Source organism: Gottschalkia purinilytica (assembly GCF_001190785.1).
GTDB classification, from domain to species: domain Bacteria; phylum Bacillota; class Clostridia; order Tissierellales; family Gottschalkiaceae; genus Gottschalkia_A; species Gottschalkia_A purinilytica.
Genome location: NZ_LGSS01000005.1, coordinates 137755 through 155208, shown reverse-complemented (window position 1 = coordinate 155208; position 17454 = coordinate 137755). Strand labels below are relative to the sequence as shown.

Annotated in this window: 19 protein-coding genes; all 19 read right to left on the bottom strand. The window is 28.6% G+C overall.

The genetic code is table 11. The features are described from left to right. Positions 1 to 7: 7 nt before the first annotated feature. Positions 8 to 1864, bottom strand: coding sequence for a FapA family protein (locus CLPU_RS06955; RefSeq protein ID WP_050354937.1), 1857 nt, complete (start codon positions 1862 to 1864; stop codon positions 8 to 10). Positions 1865 to 1884: 20 nt separating this feature from the next. Continuing rightward, positions 1885 to 2628: a FliA/WhiG family RNA polymerase sigma factor gene (locus tag CLPU_RS06950; protein WP_050354936.1), complete on the bottom strand. Its 744-nt coding sequence runs from the start codon at positions 2626 to 2628 to the stop codon at positions 1885 to 1887. Positions 2629 to 2661: 33 nt separating this feature from the next. Then, positions 2662 to 3144 carry a chemotaxis protein CheD gene (locus CLPU_RS06945; protein WP_050354935.1) on the bottom strand — a complete coding sequence of 161 codons (483 nt, stop codon included), beginning with the start codon at positions 3142 to 3144 and terminating at the stop codon, positions 2662 to 2664. Then, positions 3144 to 3755 (bottom strand): chemotaxis protein CheC, encoded by a 612-nt coding sequence (locus tag CLPU_RS06940; protein WP_050354934.1) that lies wholly within the window; start codon positions 3753 to 3755, stop codon positions 3144 to 3146. The genes CLPU_RS06945 and CLPU_RS06940 overlap by 1 nt, the downstream gene beginning before the upstream one ends. Positions 3756 to 3778: 23 nt before the next feature. Then, the gene (locus tag CLPU_RS06935; RefSeq protein ID WP_050354933.1) at positions 3779 to 4234 is read right to left on the bottom strand and encodes a chemotaxis protein CheW; all 456 of its coding nucleotides are present in this window, start codon (positions 4232 to 4234) and stop codon (positions 3779 to 3781) included. A 15-nt stretch (positions 4235 to 4249) separates the two neighbouring features. After that, positions 4250 to 6268, bottom strand: a complete 2019-nt coding sequence (locus tag CLPU_RS06930) for a chemotaxis protein CheA (protein ID WP_050354932.1) — start codon at positions 6266 to 6268, stop codon at positions 4250 to 4252. 4 nt (positions 6269 to 6272) lie between these two features. Further along, positions 6273 to 6890 (bottom strand): CheB methylesterase domain-containing protein, encoded by a 618-nt coding sequence (locus CLPU_RS06925; protein WP_050354931.1) that lies wholly within the window; start codon positions 6888 to 6890, stop codon positions 6273 to 6275. Positions 6891 to 7019: 129 nt separating this feature from the next. Then, the gene (locus tag CLPU_RS06920; RefSeq protein WP_050354930.1) at positions 7020 to 7832 is read right to left on the bottom strand and encodes a MinD/ParA family ATP-binding protein; all 813 of its coding nucleotides are present in this window, start codon (positions 7830 to 7832) and stop codon (positions 7020 to 7022) included. Continuing rightward, positions 7822 to 8946 carry a flagellar biosynthesis GTPase FlhF gene (gene flhF / locus CLPU_RS06915; protein WP_050354929.1) on the bottom strand — a complete coding sequence of 375 codons (1125 nt, stop codon included), beginning with the start codon at positions 8944 to 8946 and terminating at the stop codon, positions 7822 to 7824. Before flhF ends, CLPU_RS06920 begins: the two co-directional genes overlap by 11 nt. Next, a complete protein-coding gene (gene flhA / locus CLPU_RS06910) occupies positions 8946 to 10979 on the bottom strand; it encodes a flagellar biosynthesis protein FlhA (RefSeq protein ID WP_050354928.1) in 2034 nt (677 codons plus the stop codon). Before flhA ends, flhF begins: the two co-directional genes overlap by 1 nt. 19 nt (positions 10980 to 10998) lie before the next feature. Beyond that, positions 10999 to 12093, bottom strand: coding sequence for a flagellar biosynthesis protein FlhB (gene flhB, locus CLPU_RS06905; protein WP_050354927.1), 1095 nt, complete (start codon positions 12091 to 12093; stop codon positions 10999 to 11001). Then, entirely contained in the window at positions 12087 to 12875 is a 789-nt protein-coding gene (gene fliR, locus CLPU_RS06900) for a flagellar biosynthetic protein FliR (RefSeq protein ID WP_050354926.1), read from the bottom strand. The genes flhB and fliR overlap by 7 nt, the downstream gene beginning before the upstream one ends. Before the next feature lie 17 nt (positions 12876 to 12892). Then, a complete protein-coding gene (fliQ, locus tag CLPU_RS06895) occupies positions 12893 to 13162 on the bottom strand; it encodes a flagellar biosynthesis protein FliQ (RefSeq protein ID WP_050354925.1) in 270 nt (89 codons plus the stop codon). Positions 13163 to 13179: 17 nt separating this feature from the next. Beyond that, the gene (fliP, locus tag CLPU_RS06890) at positions 13180 to 13938 is read right to left on the bottom strand and encodes a flagellar type III secretion system pore protein FliP (protein WP_050355035.1); all 759 of its coding nucleotides are present in this window, start codon (positions 13936 to 13938) and stop codon (positions 13180 to 13182) included. A gap of 4 nt (positions 13939 to 13942) precedes the next feature. Further along, a complete protein-coding gene (locus CLPU_RS06885; protein ID WP_050354924.1) occupies positions 13943 to 14485 on the bottom strand; it encodes a flagellar biosynthetic protein FliO in 543 nt (180 codons plus the stop codon). Between the two features lie 24 nt (positions 14486 to 14509). Further along, positions 14510 to 14872, bottom strand: coding sequence for a response regulator (locus CLPU_RS06880; protein WP_050354923.1), 363 nt, complete (start codon positions 14870 to 14872; stop codon positions 14510 to 14512). Positions 14873 to 14886: 14 nt separating this feature from the next. After that, positions 14887 to 16014 (bottom strand): flagellar motor switch phosphatase FliY, encoded by a 1128-nt coding sequence (gene fliY / locus CLPU_RS06875; RefSeq protein ID WP_050354922.1) that lies wholly within the window; start codon positions 16012 to 16014, stop codon positions 14887 to 14889. Continuing rightward, the gene (gene fliM, locus CLPU_RS06870; RefSeq protein ID WP_050354921.1) at positions 16007 to 17002 is read right to left on the bottom strand and encodes a flagellar motor switch protein FliM; all 996 of its coding nucleotides are present in this window, start codon (positions 17000 to 17002) and stop codon (positions 16007 to 16009) included. The genes fliY and fliM overlap by 8 nt, the downstream gene beginning before the upstream one ends. A 13-nt stretch (positions 17003 to 17015) precedes the next feature. Next, a complete protein-coding gene (locus CLPU_RS06865; RefSeq protein WP_050354920.1) occupies positions 17016 to 17450 on the bottom strand; it encodes a flagellar basal body-associated FliL family protein in 435 nt (144 codons plus the stop codon). Positions 17451 to 17454 lie beyond the last annotated feature (4 nt).

The following is a 17454-nucleotide window of genomic DNA, read 5'->3' as shown; positions in this document are numbered from 1 at the left end:
CCCGTTATTATCTATAAGGGCCTATCTTTATTTCTCCTTCGTCTCGATATATGGTACAGTGTTTTGTTTCTTCTTTTAAAAGCATACTAGTATTTCCAATTACTATTTTTACTCCAGGATATATAACGTTTTCAACTATTATTTTACCCTTAGCTAGATATTCTATTTCCTTGTCTATTCTTTTTAATTCTTCCCTTAAATTTTTTATTTTTTCTTGTAGGTATAATTTTGTTCTTAATGCTCTTGTAAGAGTTTCTTTTTTATCTTCTGGTAAATCATTAAACTTATTTAATCTAGTTAATAAGCTTATAGTTTTTTCAAGCTTATCTATCTCTTTTTCTACATCTTTGATTTCTTTTTTCATTAATTCTTGGTTATTTCTAAGGTTAGGATCTGATCCTACTTCTAATACTGTAGATGTAGCCATACTAGAACCTATAGTCTTAGCACGAATTTCCTTTGTAGCCCTACAAGCTCCACCTACTATAAGTCCCTTTTTTCCTCCTACCACTATTGCCCCTTTACTAGTTATATCACTATGCATTATAGCTTCTGCATTTACATCATTTTCAGAATACACCTTACTGTTTTCAATATATTTAGCAAATATATCACCTTCTGCTGATATCTCAGAGTTATTGTATCCTTGTATCCCCCTTTTTACGATTATACTTCCACCACTCTTTATATTTGCTCCTTCTACCACTCCATTAACTTCTAAATTTCCATCTAGTCTTATTTCAAATCCTGTTAAAACACTTCCATTTACCTTAACACTTCCATTAAAGTCTATATTACCTGTTGAGTTATCCACATTATTTTTTATTTCATAAAGTTCAAGTACTACAATTTTTCCTTTTTCTAAAGATACTTGACCATCAATATCAGATATTAATTTTAAATTATCTTCAGAAATACTTATATTTTTACCATATTTAAAAACATCAACTTTTCCTTTTTTATGCTTTATTAATTCACCTGTAACAGTTACTCCATCTGTTCCATCTTTAGGTGGCACTAACTCCGCAAGGATATCGCCTTTCCTAACATTAGTTATAAGATTTAAATCTCTAAAGTCTACACTTCCATCTTCTAATATCTTTGGAGCTATATTCTTCTCCATACTGAATTTATAGTCAACATATCCATCCACTCCATCTATTGGATACATCCCATGTGCTATCATAATTTTTTGATTATAGACCTTATCTTTAAATACCTTTTCTACTTCTTCAATGTTTAATCCTATTTTTATTGTCTCTTTAATTAAAGTTAATCCTTCAGCAAAGTTTATTTCTTTTCCACCATCTGGAGATGTCAGCGTTATATACGCTTCCATCTTATCAGAAGATATATCAATTATAAGCTCTGAATCTATACATATTTCCTCTTGCGCTGGTGCAATTTTAACCTGTATTTCCTCTGCTTTATCTACTGCTTCTCTTATCTTATTGTAGTCACAATTATGTATTTCTTTTCTTTTTATCCGATTTATTACATCATCATAACTTACTTTTATTGTATCTCCGTTATACACTATTAGATATACGCCGTCTTCTTTGTATTTAAGTTCAAAATATCCAATGCTATCTTTTAAATCATACATTATTTCTTCAATTTCTTTTATTGCTTCATCACTAATATCTTTTAAAGCTACTGCATCACTGTCTTGAGGTTCTTCAGATAACTTTTCTTTAATAGTTAACTTTATCTTATAGTTTTTAGAAAATAGTCCCAATACTTTTTTGCCTTTTTCTATAACTTCTATATCTACTTCTTCTTTGTCTTTACCAAGTATATTTAAGCCCTCTTTTATCAAGTCATCTAAGTCCTTCCCCTCCAGTAAAATATAGTTCTCTTTCATACTTATAACCCCCATCAAAATTAATAACTATGAATCCCTAGCTTGTTTAAGCTATTTTTTATAGTTATAATAGCCTTACTATGTATCTGAGATATTCTGGATTCAGAAAGATTTAATACAGTTCCTATTTCTTTATAAGTCAATTCATTAAAATAGTACATAGATACAACAAGCTTTTCTCTTTCACTTAATAAGTTTATCGTCTCAGATAATACTTTCTTTATCTCTTTATTTTCATAAACCTTTTCTGGATTATCTGAAGTTCCAGTCTCTAAACTTGCTTCACCTTTAGATGTTAAAGTTTCTTCTAGAGATATAACATTAAGTGTAGATATTTCAGATAGAGTTTCTTCTATTTCCTTTAAGCTTATTTTCATTTCATCAGCTATTTCCTGATTTGTTACACTTCTACCTAACCTATTCTCTAATATATTTATGACTTTCTCAATTTCTTTAGACTTTTTTCTTATACGCCTAGGAACCCAATCCAATTTCCTTAAATTGTCAATAATAGCACCTCTTATCCTTATTTGAGCATAAGTTTCAAATTTTAAGTCTCTTGTTAAGTCAAATTTCTCTATGGCGTCTATAAGTCCAAATACTCCAAATCCCAATAAATCATCATATTCAATATTACCTGCATAAAAATTATACATTCTACCTGCTATTATTTTCACTAGAGATACATATTTAACAATCAAGTCCTGCTTATATTTTTGTTCGTTAGTTTCCTTATACATTTTCCATAGTTCTTCTGTAGTCATTTTACCACCTCCAGCAAGGTGTTCCCATATTATTTATATTGTTTTAATCCCATGCCCTATAGTTTTTATAAGTAGACTACCATCTTGAGAATTTAATTCTATAGTTCTTCCAAAGTTTCCTCCGGTGTCTTCACTAATAATAGGTATCTTATGTTCTAAAATACCATTTTTAGAAGCTTGTACGTTTCTTTCCCCGATTCTCAAAATGTCGTTTTTTGAAGAAAAAGAAAACATCTGAGATCCGCCTGCTAATTTAGCTACAATATTTCTTTTTGTTGCTCCAAGTGATATCATTTCTTTGATCAGTTCATTTATTGCAGTATCTGCAAACTTTGCCTTATTTGAATTATTTTTTATTTCTAAACTAGATGGTAACATGATATGAGCTAGCCCTGCTATCTTGGTGTTTCTATCATACAAAGCTATTCCAACACATGACCCTAATCCCAATGTTACCAATATACCTGGTGATTTTGTGGTTTTATAATCTGCCATTCCTACTTTTATCACTTTCATTATTGTACTACCCCTAAGCTTTTTAATAATTTATCAAAAGATGAAATTTCAGGTATTAAAAATAGATCCCCAGTTATTTTATTATTATCTTCTTCAAATTGAGTCTCTATAAATATTACATGATCTCCCATCTGTCCAAATTGAACAGCTGGAACACTTAATATAGCTCCTGCCATATCAATACATACAGAAGGTATAGTAATTTTAAGAGTAAGCCCTGTTAAAGCACTCAAAGAATTTATATAAGAGCTAGAAATGATATTCCCTACTTCAGATAAAGCAGATATGTCCATATCATTCAAATCTCTGTCGTCGTTTGAACTTCCATATAACATATTTACAAGATTTTTTGCTGATTGTAAATCAAGAATAAACATCATATTACCTTCTATGTCACCTTCCATACCAAAGTATATTCCAACTACAGGTTTTTCACTATCACCTAATATGTTGGATACCTCTTTAAACTCTAGTATCTTAACTTGAGGTACATCCATATCTATCTTACGATTAATTATTGTAGCAAGAGCAGTTGCAGCATTGCCCGAACCTATATTACCTAATTCCTTTAAAACATCTAATAATACATTATTCAACGTATCTATTAACAATCTATATCACACCTTTAGCAATTTCATTCACTAACATCAATCCCAACTACATTCTCTAAATTTAAAAGTACAATGAGTTTGTTATCTTTTTTCCCAATTGATTTTATGAAGTTTTCCGAAATATTTTCTTTTATACTAGGAGCGCTATCTATTTCATCTTCAGTAAAAGTCATAACCTCAGAAGAGCTATCCACTAGTAACCCCACCTGAATTTCACTAACAAACACTATTATTATTCTTGAGTTAGTATCTATTTCTTTTTCATTTAATCTAAATCTATTTCTTAAATCTATAACTGGAATTACTTCTCCTCTTAGGTTTATAACCCCTTTTATATAATTAGGAGAGTTGGGAACTCTTGTAAAATCCTGTGCCTTTTCAATTGACATTACATTATTTATATCTATACCATAATATTCTTCTTCTAATTTAAAAATAACATATTTTAAATCTTGATTTTCATTATTTAACGAACTCATAATTCTCCCCCTATTTTAAAATAAAGAGTTAACATCTAATATTAATGATATTTTACCATTTCCAAGTATAGTCGCTCCTGACAAGTAAGGAATATCAGATAAAAACTTGCCAAGTGATTTTATAACTATTTCCTGTTGACCTATTAAATTATCTATTATTAATCCTGCTTCTTTATCTCCTTTTCTAACTATAACTATAGTTCTTTCTTCATCATCTTCACTATCTTCTATGCCAAGTACACTATTTAACCTTATTATAGGTAAAGTTTTATTTCTAAATAGTACAACTTCTTGATTTTGAATTTTTCTTATTTCGTTATTTTTAATAGAACTTATCTCACTGATAGAACTCAAAGGTATTGCGTATATCTCTTCTCCTATATTTATTAATAGGGCTTGGATAATAGCTAAAGTTAAAGGAAGTCTAATTATAAATTTAGTACCTATACCTTGTTCAGTTTTAACCTCTACATTCCCACTAATAGATTCTATCTTTGTTTTAACTACATCAAGTCCCACGCCTCTGCCGGATAAATCAGAAACAGTTTCAGCTGTACTAAATCCAGGTTTAAACAGTAAATCTATTGCATCTTCTTTCGACATTTCATTTAACTCATACTCAGAAATTAATCCTCTTTCAACTGCCTTTTTCTTTATCTTTTCTAAATTTAAACCACTTCCATCATCATCTAACTCTATAACAACGTTATTTCCATCTGCATAAGCCTTTAGATCTAATATACCTGTTTTATTTTTTCCTAGTTGTTCTCTTATTTCGGGACTTTCTATTCCATGATCTATAGAGTTTCTTATTAAATGTATCAAAGGATCTCCAATTTCATCTATAATTGTTCTATCAACTTCTGTTTCTTCTCCTGACATTACAAGTTCTATATCTTTTCCAAGATCTTTAGTTAAATCTCTAACCATCCTTGGAAATCTGTTAAATACCCTTTCTATAGGAACCATTCTTACTTTCATAACAGCATCATGCAAACTTGTAGTAATTCTTTCAAGATACTCTATAGCTTCATTCATATCTCCTTTTTGAGTATTACCTGTATCTTCTAGTCTAGTTTTTATGATTATAAGCTCACTTACTAGATTCATTAAATTATCAAGCCTATCTATATCTACCCTAACTGTTTTTCCTATTTTATTAGAAGATTTAGTAATATTCTTTTTCTTATCTTGAGTAGCAGTCTTAGAACCTTGAATTATCTCAGTTGGTTTAACATCGATAGATGCTGTTTCTTGTTTCATTTTTTCATTATTATCAAATGATTGTGAAGTAATCTCTACTTCTTCTATATCTACACTTGCTATTTCAGATATTGATAATAGCTTATCTCTTATTTCTTTTTTATCATCAGATGATACTACAACTAATGTAAATTCCAAGTCGAACTTTTCATCTTCTATATCTTCAGCAGGTGGATTAGAATGGAGGATTTCACAACTTTCCTCTAATGTAGTAAATACGATAAATGCCCTGGCAGATTTGAGCATACATTCTTCACTAATTTTTACATTTATTTGATAAGCATTTAAATTATTTTCATTTCCAGATTTTATAGCTTTAATGGTATATTCATCAAGTTTAAGTGTTTCTTTATCTTGCTCTTTATCATTTGCTTGTTGTAAGTCAATATCTCCATTTAATATACTGTTTATTTCTCCTACTAGTCCTGTACTATCTAGCTCTCCTTCTTGACCCATTTCTATAATATTGTTTAGATATTCATCTAAAGAATCAAAGCATCTAAATAATATGTCTATTATATGACTATTAGCTGCTACTTTATCATTTCTAAGAGCATCCAATAAATTTTCCATTTCATGCGTTAAATTAGCTATTCTTGTAAACCCCATAGTTCCTGACATACCTTTTAAAGTATGTGCTACTCTAAAAATTTCATTTAATAAACTTTTTTCATTAGGATTTTTTTCTAAGCTAAGCAAGTGTTCATTCATATATTGTAAATGTTCTCTTGATTCTTCTATAAATATGTCTAAGTATTGATTCATATCCATAATATCATCCTCCCAGTATATTCATTATTTCGCTAGCTATCTGATCTAATGGAAGTATTTTCTTTATGACTTCAATGTTTATTGCAGATTTAGGCATTCCGTAAACAACACAAGTCTCTTCATTTTGGGCTATAGTATATCCTCCACTTTCAAATATTTCTTTCATTCCTTTAGCTCCATCTGAACCCATTCCAGTTAAAATAACTCCTATTTTGTTTATATCTTTTAATTTAGCTACGGATTGCATCATAACATCAACTGATGGTCTATGTCCTGATACAGGCTTTTCTTTACTTAGATTTATATAAATATTTTTATTTTTTTCTATTATACTCATGTGATAGTCCCCAGGAGCTATATAGCAATACCCTTTTTTCACTATTTCTCCATGTTCAGCCTCTTTTACTGTAATATTAGAAATTGTATTTAACCTTTCTGACAAAGATTTTGTGAATCCTTTTGGCATATGTTGAACTATAACTATGCTACAGTTAATATCTTTTTTTATTAAAGGAATAATAGACTGTAATGCCTTTGGCCCACCAGTAGAAGTACCTATAGCTACTAAGTTATCTTTATTAGCCTTTATCTCTCCATCTACTGATTTAATCTTATTAATCATATTTATCAGTCCTTTTCTAGTTATTTATTTAAATATTAGCTATGTATTATTACTATATATTCGTATGATAAATCTCTTAATAATAATTCAGGATTTATTAATACCAATACTTTTTAATAAGATTAATATTTATAATTTCACTATATTATCAACAATTTTTCTTACTTCTTCTATAGTTTTAGAACTTATATCATTTAATGTAGTTAAATTTTGGCCTTTTAAATGATTCAATATTTGTAAGTCACTACTCATATATCCAATTTTTTCGATACGCTTTCCTAAAAATTGATCAGTTGCTGATTCTAATCTATTAAATATCTCTGTCAATATAGAAAAATCTTTTACTCTATTAAACATTATTCTTAAAGTCTTATAGTTGTTAATTGAAAATAAATACTTTATAGCACAATAAGCCTCTTTTAAATTCTTATTATTAGGATTACATGTTATGACTATGTTACTTTTATCATCTATCAAGTAACTTCTCTCATTTAACAAACTATAGTCTATATCTATTAAAATAAAATCAGCATAATTTAAAAGTTCATTTATCTTACTATTTAAAATATTATGATTATTCGTATATCTTTCAACATCTCTTATAATTTTACTAATATAAATTACGTCAATATTTTTATTTACATTAGTTACAATATCTTTTAATTCATAGTCTTCTGTTAAAAGTAAACTTGTATCATAATTAGGCCTTATTTTAAATAGTGTATCAGTAGTAATAAATCCTGAATTACAATCTAATATTATAACTTTATACCCTAAGTTACTAAGTATATGAGAAATATTAACTATAGCAGTAGTATTTCCTACTCCCTCACTTACACCTGTAAATATTATTTTTTTAGGATTCATACATTTTTTTTCATTACTCTCATTTTTTTTATGCTGTACTAGTTCCCTCAAATTTTTAGCTTGATCATGATTCATACTTTATTTCTCCAACTAATAGTTTTGTTATTTTTTCTATATCAACAACTTCAATGTCATCTGGAACATTCTGTCCAGTTGTTATGTAAGATAATTGTTTATTAGAATAGTATTTAGTATTTAATATATTTCCTACATTTTCACACTCATCTACTTTAGTAAATATAATTTTATAGTCTTGAATAAATTCATATTGCTTTAATATAGAAGTAATAGTACTAATATCCGTTCCTAAGTTCAGTATTAAATAAACTTCTTTATTTTTTACAGTATTTATTAAATCTTTTAATTCTGCCATTTGTTCCTTGTTTTTATGACTTCTTCCTGCAGTGTCTATCAAAATAATATCTTTATCTCTTAAATTCGATAAAGCTTCATAAATTCCTTTTATTTCATATATGGTATTTACAGGTATTTCTAAAATTTCAGCATAAATTTTTAGCTGATCTACAGCACCTATTCTATATGTATCTGCAGTTATAAAACCTACTTCACAACCTTCATTTAATGTAAAATTAGCTGCTATTTTAGCTAATGTAGTTGTTTTGCCAACTCCAGTAGGTCCAATAAAAAATATGACTTTCTTCTCCCCATCAAATTTTATCGGAGATGGTTCTCCTAGATAAGATTTTATATTATGCTTTATAATCTCACTTATAGTTTTGTGATCCTTATCTTGTAAATTTAACCTACTATTTATTTCTCCTAAAATCTCAACAGCTATTTCTTCTCTTACCCCATTATCTTTTAATATTTTTAAAAATTCCTCTAATTCTTCAAGGTTATTATTTGAATCTTTATTCTTTAACTTTTCAACTATATAGTTAATTGAACTTTTAAGCTCTTTCATTTCTTCCGAGATACTTTGTTCAGTATTATTCTTAATACCATTATTTAATTTGTTGTTTATGTTATTTTGTTTTACCTTACTTTTTATTTTATTTTTTTCATCTACAGCTGCCACTATTTCTATTAAATCTTTATGGAAGAGCCCAAAGAAGCTTGGTTTCCTAATCTTTTTTGTATGTAATATTACAGCATTAGATCCAAGCTCTGTTTTTATTTTATTCATAACTTCTTGCGTAGTATTCCCAACATATTTCTTTACTTTCATTATAAGGCCACCATCCCAATTGATTGCACTTCTATACTAGATTCTATTTCGTTATATGAAAGCACTATTAAGTCCTTTATAGCTTGTTCTGTTAATCTTTTAAAATAAATTCTTAATACTGGTGCAGTAAGAACTATCGGTTGCAATCCTACAGATGTAAGTCTTTCAACATTTTTTAACGTACTATGTAGTATATCTTGTGCTTTATTTGGTTCTATAGATAAATAAGATCCTGTTTCAGTTTGATTTACAGAGTTCATTATTAATTGTTCTAACTCACTATCTAAAGTTATTACTTTTAAGTAGTTGTTATCTGCATATTTTTTAGTTATATATCTTGATAATTTTTGTCTTACATATTCAGTAAGCATATCAGTATCTCTAGTAACTTGAACATTATCAGCTAATGTTTCTAATATAGAAACCATGTCCCTTATAGAAATCTGTTCTTTTAATAGATTAGATAACACTTTTTGAATTTCTCCAATTGAAAGTTGTTTAGGAACTAATTCATCTACAAGTGCTGGATGTTCTTCTTTTACATTATCAATTAAGCTCTTAACATCTTGTCTACCTAGTAAACTACTTGCATTACTTTTTATAACTTCTGTCAAATGTGTAGCTATTATAGAAGGTGGATCTACAACAGTATATCCCAATATTTCAGCTTTTTCTCTGTCTTGCTCAGGTATCCACTTTGCAGGAAGTCCAAATGCAGGTTCAAAAGTATCAATACCTTCTAAATCTGTTTGTGCAGTCCCTGGATTCATTGCTAAAAAGTGATCAAAAAGAAGTTCTCCTTTTGATACCTCAACACCCTTTATTTTTATCACATATTCATTTGGATTTAGTTGTATGTTGTCTCTAAGTCTTACCATTGGAACTACCATACCTAGTTCTATTGCCAATTGTCTTCTAATCATAACTATTCTATCTAATAAGTCTCCCCCTTGATTAGCATCGGCAAGAGGAATTATTCCATATCCAAATTCTAACTCTAATTCTTCTACCTTTAATAGATTCATAACGTTTTCTGGTTTTCTGATTTCTTCTACTTCTGAAACCTCAGCTATTTCTTGTTCTTCTTCTTCAGTTTTCTTAATAGTTGAACTCATTATAAATCCTGTTATCAAGAATATTAATGCAAGTATTGTATAAGGTATTGATGGTAGTGGAGTTAACCATCCTAAGAATATTAAAACTCCCCCTATAATGAACATTAATTTAGGATTATTCCCAAATAACTGTCCTAATAAGTCTTGTCCTAAATTTGCTTCTGAAGCAGCTCTTGTTACTACAAGACCTGTAGCAGTAGAAATTAATAATGCAGGTATCTGGCTAACTAGTCCATCACCTACAGTTAATAAAGCATAACTTGATACTGCTTCTCCCACTGTAAGACCTCTTCCTATAACCCCTATACCTATACCAGCTGTAAGGTTTATAATTGTAATTATAATCCCTGCTATAGCATCTCCTTTTACGAACTTACTTGCTCCATCCATAGCTCCATAAAAATCTGCTTGTTGTTGAATTTCTTTTCTTCTTATTTTTGCTTCTTGTTCTGTTATTAAGCCTGAATTGAGATCAGCATCTATAGCCATTTGCTTACCTGGCATAGCATCAAGTGTAAATCTAGCAGCTACTTCTGCAACCCTTTCTGAACCTTTTGTAATTACTATAAAGTTAATAATAACTATAATTAAAAAGATTACTAATCCTACGAATATATTACCCTGTATAACAAAGTTTCCAAATGTTTCAATAACACTTCCAGCATTACCATCTTTTAATATGTATCTAGTAGTAGATATGTTAAGGGCTAACCTAAATAAGGTTGTAAGCAACAATAACGATGGAAATATTGAAAATTGGAGTGCATCTTTAGTATACATTGATATAAGTAATATTAATAAACCAAGGGCTATATTAAGACTTAAAAATATATCTAATGCACCTAAAGGTATAGGTATTATTATCATTACTATTATGCCAATAACAGCAATTGCAATACTAATATCTCCAAATTTCATGACAATAGCAATCCTCCTTTTATGATTTTAAGCTATATACATAAGCCAATACTTCAGCAACTGTTTGATATAACTCTTCTGGTATAACTTGTCCTATATCAGCTGTTGCATGTAAAGTTCTGGCTAAAGGTTTGTCTTCTACAATAGGTATAGAATTATCATTAGCTATATCTTTTATTTTTTGAGCTACAAGATCCTGTCCTTTTGCTAAAACATATGGAGCATCGTAAAGATCTTTATCATATTTTAATGCAACTGCATAATGAGTTGGGTTTGTGATTATAACATCTGCTTTAGGGACATCTTGCATCATTCTTCTCATAGCTATTTGTCTTTGTTTTTCTTTTATCTTAGATTTAATTTGAGGATTTCCGTCTGTTTGTTTGAACTCTTCTTTTATTTCTTGTTTACTCATCTTAAGGTTTTTTTCATAGTCCCACCATTGATATAGGTAATCAAAAGCTGCCAACACTACAAGAACTCCACCGGCTCTAAATGCCACATTAGTTACTGTATCCCCAAGATATTTTGTAATTCCTTGAACATTATTATCCATTAAATTTAAAATTTTAACTACTTGTTTAATACCATAAGAATATATTACATATCCTATTAAGAAAATTTTTATAAAAGATTTTATTAATTCTACGATAGACCTCTTAGAAAACAATCTCTTAAATCCTTCTATAGGATTTAGTTTACTTAATTTAAATTCTATTGATTTCATAGTAAATAAAAATCCTACCTGCATATAGCTAGTTGCTACTCCTACTACAAGTGCAACTAAAGCTATAGGTCCTACTATAATGAATAGTGTTACAACGGATTTGAGCATTATATTACTTACTTCAGTCATTGTGATAGTACCTGATCCTGAAGCATAGTCTTTAATTGTATTTACTGTAAAAGCCATAGTTTTATTTAGTATGCCATATCCAAACATCTTTAGTGCTAAAAAGACAAATATTAGTATTATTGCTGAGTTTATTTCTCTACTTTGTAATACTTGTCCTTTTTCTCTTGCTTCTCTTCTTCTTTTTGGAGTAGCCTTTTCTGTTTTCTCTTCTGAAAATAGCTGAAGATTTATTTTAAAGTCCAAGCTCACATCTACCATCCTTTTTGTATTACCTTTAAAAAGTTAAAAATCTCCTCATACATATTATTGAATATATGTTGAAGAGCAGTAAAGAACAAAGGTAATGAAGCTATTATAATGGAAATACCTATAATTATCTTTAATGGCAATCCAACTATAAAAACATTCATTTGAGGCATAGTCCTAGCTAGTATACCTAATAAAGCATCTACTAAAATTATTGTAACTAGTATAGGGCTACTAATTTTAAATGCTATAATAAATATTTTTCCTATAATAAATATAAACTGTTTTAATAGATTATCGTTGAATATAGCTGTTCCTATTCCAACATACTCATATGATTTTACTAAGGCTTCTATTAAAAAGTGATGTCCATTTACTATTAAAAATATTACAGTTGCTAACATGTAATAAAAGTTTCCCATTATAGGTACTTGGGTATTACTTTGAGGATCTAATACATTAACCATACTAAATCCAACTTGCATGTCAATAATTTGTCCAGATAAATAAAACAATGTAAAAAACAAATATGATATAAACCCTATCATTAAGCCAATTACAAGCTCTTTAGTGCATACAATAAGAAACTCTAAATCATTAAAAATAGTTTGCTCAACATTGACAACATTAACTAATATAATAGACATTATAAAAGAAAATCCTATTTTTAATATATTAGGAATATTATTTCTGCTAAATATAGGAGATATTATAAATATTCCTGTTGTTCTAATTAATATAAATATAAAAACCTGATATTTATTCATTAAAATATCTAATATAGTATTTTCCATAATTCGTCACCATCTAATTATTTAAGATAACTATTCATAGCCATGAAAAGATTTTGGGTAAATTCTATTACTACTCTTAACATCCATGGTCCAAATATTAAGAAAGATACTAAAACAGCAACTATTTTAGGAACAAATGCTAAAGTTGCTTCTTGAATTTGGGTAGTAGCTTGAAATATACTGACTATTAGCCCTACCAATAATCCAATTCCTAGCATAGGTGCAGATACCATAAGTATAGTTGTCATAGCCTGTTGCGCAATATTTAAAACATCTCCTTGACTCATAAAATATCTCTCCTTAGCTACTTAAAGCTTGTAATTAATTGTCCTATTATAAGATTCCAACCATCTACCATTATAAAAAGTAGTATTTTAAATGGTAAGGATATCATTACTGGTGGTAGCATCATCATCCCCATAGACATGAGTGTACTTGCAACTACCATGTCAATAACTAAAAATGGAATGAATATTATAAATCCTATTTGAAATGCAGCTTTCAGTTCACTTATCACAAATGCTGGTATTAACACTTTTGTAGGTATTTGATCTAGCTTTTCAACATTTTTTATTTTAGCAACTTTAAGAAAAAGAGCCATATCCTTTTCTTTTGTTTGCTTAAACATAAACTTTCTAATTGGATTCATAGCTTTTTCTAATGCTTGATCTTGTGTAATTTCCTCTTTCATATATGGCTGTATAGCCTCTTTATTTATTTGACTTCCAATAGGTGCCATAATAAATAAGGTTAAAAATAAAGCTAGTCCAATTAAAACCTGATTAGGAGGTATCTGTTGAGTTCCTAATGAGTTTCTAGTAAAAGATAATACTATAATAATTCTAGTAAAACTAGTCATCATTATTAAAATGGTTGGTGCAAGAGTTAAAATAGTAAATAATATTAATAATTGAATACTTGTAGTATAACTTCCTGGATTACCAGCATCCTTAATTTCTATAGTTTTTCCAAACAAAGACAAATCACTTTGTGCAAACCCTAAATTTCCTAAAGTAAAAAAAATTAATGTTGATATGATAATTATTTTCCATATTTTTTTCATAGTCTCATTCCTTATCATACGGGTTATCCTTATCTTTTTTAGTCTTTGATACTAATGTAGTTTTTAAATTTTTAAGTTTGTTACTCATTTCATTAATTTTATCTTTATTCATTAACGCTTCAAGATACTTATCAAAATTTTTATTTGTATTTATGTTCTTATTTCTTATACTTTCAATTGATATATCATCTTCATGAAACTTATCTATTAAAGTAGAAGTATTATTTCCTACTAGTAGTACATAGATATAATTTTGTATTTTTATAATAGATATTTTTGTGCCGCCATTTCCATCTAAGCTAATAGAGTCTAGTAGTTCTATATTTTTACTTTTTGCTAAATAGTTCGTTTTTTGAGCTATAAATTTAGTACAATAAAATGTAAGTAATATTATTATTCCAAATACAATTAGTAGCCCTATAATCTTGAAAAAAGCTAGAAATATACTCGAATCAGTATTAGTTTCTTTACTAAAGGCAAATGATATATTATTTACACATAACATTGTAACTAAATTTATAGCCAAAACAATGGTGTTCTTTCTCACATTAACACCTTTTCCATAAAGTTTTTATCCAAGTACTTTTTTTATAGCTTCTACGACTCTATCAGCTTGGAACGGCTTTACTATAAAGTCTTTAGCACCAGCTTGTATGGATTCAATTACCATAGCCTGTTGTCCCATAGCAGAACACATTATTATTTTGGCATTATTATCTATTGTTTTTATTTCTTTTACAGCTTGAATTCCATCTACTTCTGGCATAGTTATGTCCATTATAACTAAGTCAGGCTTTAGTTCTTTATATTTTTCAATTGCTTTAGCTCCATTTTCAGCTTCTCCGACTACATCAAAGCCATTTTTAGTCAAAATATCTTTAATCATCATTCTCATGAAAGCAGCATCATCAACTACTAAAATTCTGTTTGCCATATATAATCCTCCTTTTATTTTCTATTAATTCTTTTTGATGGACTAACTATTTCTGTTATTCTAACTCCAAAATTATCTTCAATTACTACAACCTCTCCTTTTGCTATAAATTTTCCATTAGCGAATACGTCTAATGGTTCTCCAAGAACTTTGTCTAATTCAATAATAGTTCCTGGACCATACTCTAATATTTCGCCAATTTTCCTCATAGTCCTTCCAAGTTGTACAGTTATTTCCACTGGAATTTCTTGTATAATGTCAATACTCTCATTATATTTAGGCTCTTCAATATTTTCAAATTGTTCAAATTCCAGATTTTTAACAGTAACAGTTTCTTGTTGCATTTTTCTATGTATTTCGCTATTTTGAGCAATATTTTGCATATTACCTGAACTTACTTCTTTATATTCAGTTTTATTTTTTATTTCATTATCATTATTATTCATATTAGCACCTTCTGATTTATTACTCTCAATTTTATCACCATCAGCTTTTAATAGTTTTGTTACCATTTCTTGAGCAAAATTCAAAGGAATAAGTTGCATCATTTCACTATCTATAAGGTCTCCAACTACCATTCTAAATGAAACCTTTACAATTTTTTCTTCTGATTCAAATATATCGAGTTTATTATCTTGTAGACTAATTTCAAAAGATCTTGGAGGTTCAATATCTATCATCGTTCCAAACATTTCTGATAGAGAGGTGCATCCTGAACCTACCATTTGATTCATAGCTTCTCCTATAGCACTTAAATCTATTTCAGTAATATCTCCTGAAACATCTCTTCCTTCTCCACCCATCATTAAATCGGCTATAATTTTAACGTCTTCTATTTTCATTATTAGAAGATTCATACCTTCTAATCCCATTTTGTATCTAACGTCTATAGCTACAAATGGTATATTATATAATTCACCTAATTCTTTTATAGTTGTAACAGTTACCCTTGGAGTAGTTATTGTTACTTTTTGTCCCAATAAAGTAAATAGGGTTGTTGCAGCTGTCCCCATACTTATGTTTCCTATCTCTCCAAGTGCGTCTTTTTCTATATCACTTAATATTTCTACTTCCTCAGATTCTTGAGAATTATCACCTAGTAGTACATCTATCTCGTCTTGGTTTAGTAATTTATCAGTCATCTGATTCATCACCATCCTTATATGCTCTAGTAATTTTTACTGCCATTCTATTTTTATTAGTTCCAGGTTTACCATAGAACTTTTTATATGGTCCTATATTGATTTTTACTTCATCACTTGATGTATCACTAAGTTTAATGACATCACCTATTTGTAAATCTAATAGTTCTCCTACAGTTAGAGTTGTAGAACTCAATTCTGCATTTATAGGAACATATGTATTTCTTATTCTTTTTTGTAATGCTTCTTTATCTTTTTCTGTTGTTCCTCTATTAGTTGAAGAAAACCATAGCTTTGTACTTAATTTATTTAGTATAGGTTCTATAACTAAATGAGGTATACAGACGTTTATCATTCCTTCTGTTTCTCCAATTGTCATGTTCATAGTTATAAGAGTTATAGTTTCATTCGGTGAAACTATTTGAGCAAATTGTGAATTAGTTTCTATTTTTTCAAGTGAAGGATTTAAAATAATAACATTATCCCAAGCTTGAGCTATTAAATCTACTACTCTAGTCATAACTCTTCTTAATAAAATAAGTTCAATTTCAGTAAAACTTCTTGCTTCTCCTACTTGATCTCCATTTCCACCTAATAGTCTATCTATTATTGTAAAAGCAATATTGGGTGAAGTATCTAAAACAATTTGCCCACTTAAAGGATCAAAATTTACTACACTTATGAATGCCGGATTTGAAATAGCATTACTAAATTCACTATATGCATATTGATCTACTGTTAATACTGAAATTTTTACAGGAGCCCTCAAATATCCTGATAAAAAAGTCTGAAGAAGTCTAGCTAAATTTTCATGCATAATTTCTAGTGTTCTTAACTGATCTTTAGCTATTTTTTGAGGATTTCTGAAGTCATAATTTCTTATTCTCTTTTCATCACTTTCCTCTTTTATATCTTTAACATCCACTTCTCCAGAACTTAATGCATTGAGTAGGGCATCTATTTCATTTTGTGATAGAACCTCAGTCAATATGGTTACCTCCCTACTGTACTATAAATTCGTCAAAATAAATATTTACTATACTTTTTGTATTAAATGCTTCATTTATCTTACTTAATATTTCTTTTTGAAGATCTTGCTGTCCTTTACTACCTTCTATATCTTCTTCTTTTTTATTTCTTAAAATTTTGTTTATTTCATCTTTAATTATAAAGCTTTTCTTTTCTAGTGATTTAACAAGTTTTTCATTTGTTGTTTCAATAGTAGTATTTATTTTAATTATTCTTTTACTCTCTGATAAGTTACAATACATTTCACCTATATTAAACTCATATAAAGAGTCACTGCTAGCTTCATAAGCCATATCTTTAGATGACTTATCTTTGGACATTTGTATTCCAAATATAGCTCCAAATACTAATACTACTATTGAAAGAAATGAAAATATACCTATCATTAAGACTTTTTTAGTGCTCATTTCT

What these genes read in the sequence shown, in the direction of transcription:
- flhF (WP_050354929.1), bottom strand. Translation starts at nt 8,946, where the DNA reads ATGAAAGTAAAGAAATATGTTGGGAATACTACGCAAGAAGTTATGAAT.
- fliY (WP_050354922.1), bottom strand. Translation starts at nt 16,014, where the DNA reads ATGACTGATAAATTACTAAACCAAGACGAGATAGATGTACTACTAGGT.
- CLPU_RS06945 (WP_050354935.1), bottom strand. Translation starts at nt 3,144, where the DNA reads ATGAAAGTGATAAAAGTAGGAATGGCAGATTATAAAACCACAAAATCA.
- fliR (WP_050354926.1), bottom strand. Translation starts at nt 12,875, where the DNA reads ATGGAAAATACTATATTAGATATTTTAATGAATAAATATCAGGTTTTT.
- fliQ (WP_050354925.1), bottom strand. Translation starts at nt 13,162, where the DNA reads ATGAGTCAAGGAGATGTTTTAAATATTGCGCAACAGGCTATGACAACT.
- CLPU_RS06925 (WP_050354931.1), bottom strand. Translation starts at nt 6,890, where the DNA reads ATGATTAATAAGATTAAATCAGTAGATGGAGAGATAAAGGCTAATAAA.
- flhB (WP_050354927.1), bottom strand. Translation starts at nt 12,093, where the DNA reads ATGGTAGATGTGAGCTTGGACTTTAAAATAAATCTTCAGCTATTTTCA.
- flhA (WP_050354928.1), bottom strand. Translation starts at nt 10,979, where the DNA reads ATGAAATTTGGAGATATTAGTATTGCAATTGCTGTTATTGGCATAATA.
- fliP (WP_050355035.1), bottom strand. Translation starts at nt 13,938, where the DNA reads ATGAAAAAAATATGGAAAATAATTATCATATCAACATTAATTTTTTTT.
- CLPU_RS06880 (WP_050354923.1), bottom strand. Translation starts at nt 14,872, where the DNA reads ATGGCAAACAGAATTTTAGTAGTTGATGATGCTGCTTTCATGAGAATG.
- CLPU_RS06935 (WP_050354933.1), bottom strand. Translation starts at nt 4,234, where the DNA reads ATGAGTTCGTTAAATAATGAAAATCAAGATTTAAAATATGTTATTTTT.
- CLPU_RS06950 (WP_050354936.1), bottom strand. Translation starts at nt 2,628, where the DNA reads ATGACTACAGAAGAACTATGGAAAATGTATAAGGAAACTAACGAACAA.
- CLPU_RS06865 (WP_050354920.1), bottom strand. Translation starts at nt 17,450, where the DNA reads ATGAGCACTAAAAAAGTCTTAATGATAGGTATATTTTCATTTCTTTCA.
- CLPU_RS06920 (WP_050354930.1), bottom strand. Translation starts at nt 7,832, where the DNA reads ATGAATCATGATCAAGCTAAAAATTTGAGGGAACTAGTACAGCATAAA.
- CLPU_RS06955 (WP_050354937.1), bottom strand. Translation starts at nt 1,864, where the DNA reads ATGAAAGAGAACTATATTTTACTGGAGGGGAAGGACTTAGATGACTTG.
- CLPU_RS06930 (WP_050354932.1), bottom strand. Translation starts at nt 6,268, where the DNA reads ATGGATATGAATCAATACTTAGACATATTTATAGAAGAATCAAGAGAA.